General features: G+C 65.1%; 3 protein-coding genes. 1 reads left to right on the top strand and 2 read right to left on the bottom strand.

The window, feature by feature from the left end; all coding sequences use genetic code 11:
* Both ACK5L9_RS05475 and ACK5L9_RS05470 read right to left on the bottom strand, forming a co-directional pair.
* Positions 1-746 (bottom strand): alpha/beta fold hydrolase (locus ACK5L9_RS05475; RefSeq protein WP_416910445.1); only part of this gene is annotated, 746 nt, incomplete at its 3' end.
* Positions 743-1,342 (bottom strand): 2-hydroxychromene-2-carboxylate isomerase, encoded by a 600-nt coding sequence (locus ACK5L9_RS05470; protein ID WP_416910444.1) that lies wholly within the window; start codon positions 1,340-1,342, stop codon positions 743-745. The genes ACK5L9_RS05470 and ACK5L9_RS05475, both read right to left, overlap by 4 nt.
* An 87-nt stretch (positions 1,343-1,429) precedes the next feature.
* Between ACK5L9_RS05470 and prs the strand changes: the two genes are divergently transcribed.
* The coding region (gene prs, locus ACK5L9_RS05465; protein WP_416910443.1) for a ribose-phosphate diphosphokinase at positions 1,430-1,956 on the top strand (527 nt) is incomplete at its 3' end.

The raw sequence follows: 1,956 nt of genomic DNA, 5'->3' as shown, positions 1-1,956 counted from the left end.
CCCGCCACCTGATCGGCATGGGTTATCGGCAGCATGTGCCGCGCGCCGGGTACACTGGCGCGACCGACATCGGGCAAGCGGGCGGCCAGCGCCTCGGCGATGGCGTGAACCACGGGCGGCGAATCCTGACCCGAGATGATCAGCACTGGTGCCGTGATCGACTCCAACCCGCCGGGGCGCAGGATATTGGCGCGGTCATCGGACAGGGCGGGTGAATTTTCGGCGATCAGGCTAATCCTGTCGCGCATATGCTGCTGCATCCGGGGCGGCAGGTCATCATAGCCCTGAGCGCCCCAGATCGCCATAAAGACCCGCGCCGCCTGATCGCTGTGCCCGGCGGCGATCAGTTCGCCCATCTGTTCGTGCAGCGCACGCTGTTCGTCGTCGCGGGCGGCGGCGAACAGGACCGGCTCGATCAGGGTCAGGCTGCGGATGGCCTCGGGCGCGGCGACGGCAAGGCGCAGCGCCACGGTGCCGCCAAGGCTGTGCCCGATCAGATCGACGGGCCGGTCGATGAAACTGGCGGCGATGCGGGTGACGGCGGTGTGATAATCCGGGCCATCGGGCGCGGGGCTCCAGTCGTCGCTTTGGCCGTGGCCGGGCAGGTCAAAGGCCCGCAGGTCGATCCGCCCGTCCAGCCGTCCGGCGATGCCGGCCCAGTAACTGCCGCTGGCCAGCATGCAATGCAGCGCCAGCCCCGGACGTTCCGGATTGCCGGGCCAGTGGCGCATGCGCACGCCGCTCATGCCGAGGCCAGATGACGGTCAAGAAAATCCAGCCGGTCCTGCCCCCAGAACCGCTGATCCGTCTCGCGCACGACATAGAAGGGCGCGCCGAAAGCCCCGGCTTCGACCGCCTGTTCCAGGTTGCGACCATATGTCTCGGCGCCGACGAACAGCCCCTTGTCGGCCAGATCCGGATCAAAGCCATGCGCGCCCAGAATGTCGCGGATGACGGTATCGTCGCTGATGTCGCGTTGTTCGGCCCAGCAGGCGCGCAGAAAGCCTTGCACCAGCCCGCCCGGATCGCCGCCCTCCGCCTGCTGTGCGGCGATGATCGCATAGGATGACGGTGCCATGTTCACCGGGAAATGCGCGGGCTTCGGGTTCAGGGCCATGCCCAGATGTTCGGCCCACCGCAGCAGTTCCTGCCCGCGATATTCGACGCGGCTGGCATGGCGGCTGGCGGGCCGTGTACCGCCCGTGCGGTCGAAAAGCTGCATCAGGTCCACCGGCTTGTAGGTCACGGTGGCACCATGCTTTTTCGCGATCTCTTCCAGCCGCGAACCCGCCAGATAGCACCAGGGGCTGATGGTTCCAAGGTAATAGTCGATGCTGGCCATGTGAACATCCTTGCAGGGTTTGCCCACAGGCTAGCCCGGTGTTAAGGCGGGTGCAATCTGACGAATCCCTGCAAAGGCCCCCCTCCCATGCCCGTCATGACCGAACCCAAGCTGATTGCCGGAAACGCCAACAGACCTCTTGCCGCCGCCATTGCCCGCCGGATGTCGATGCATCGCGGCATGAATGTCGGCCTGTGCGATGCCCGCGTCGAACGCTTCAACGATCAGGAGATTTTCGTCGAAGTGTTCGAGAATGTGCGCGGCGAGGATATGTATATCATCCAGCCGACCTCGAACCCGGCCAATGACAACCTGATGGAGCTGCTGATCATGACCGATGCGCTGCGGCGGTCCTCGGCGGCGCGGATCACGGCGGTAATTCCCTATTTCGGCTATGCCCGTCAGGACCGCCGCGCCAAGGCCCGCACGCCGATTTCGGCCAAGCTGGTCGCCAACCTGCTGACCGAGGCGGGGGTGGACCGTGTCCTGACGCTGGATCTGCATGCCGCCCAGATTCAGGGGTTTTTCGACATTCCGGTGGACAACCTTTATGCCGCGCCGGTCTTTGCGCTGGATGTGCAGCATCATTTCAAGGGCAGGATGGGCGATCTGAT

This window comes from Paracoccus sp. (in: a-proteobacteria) (assembly GCF_047973135.1).
Classification (GTDB): domain Bacteria; phylum Pseudomonadota; class Alphaproteobacteria; order Rhodobacterales; family Rhodobacteraceae; genus Paracoccus.
Note: the sequence above shows the minus strand (reverse complement) of the source record. Positions and strands in the feature narration are given on the sequence as shown.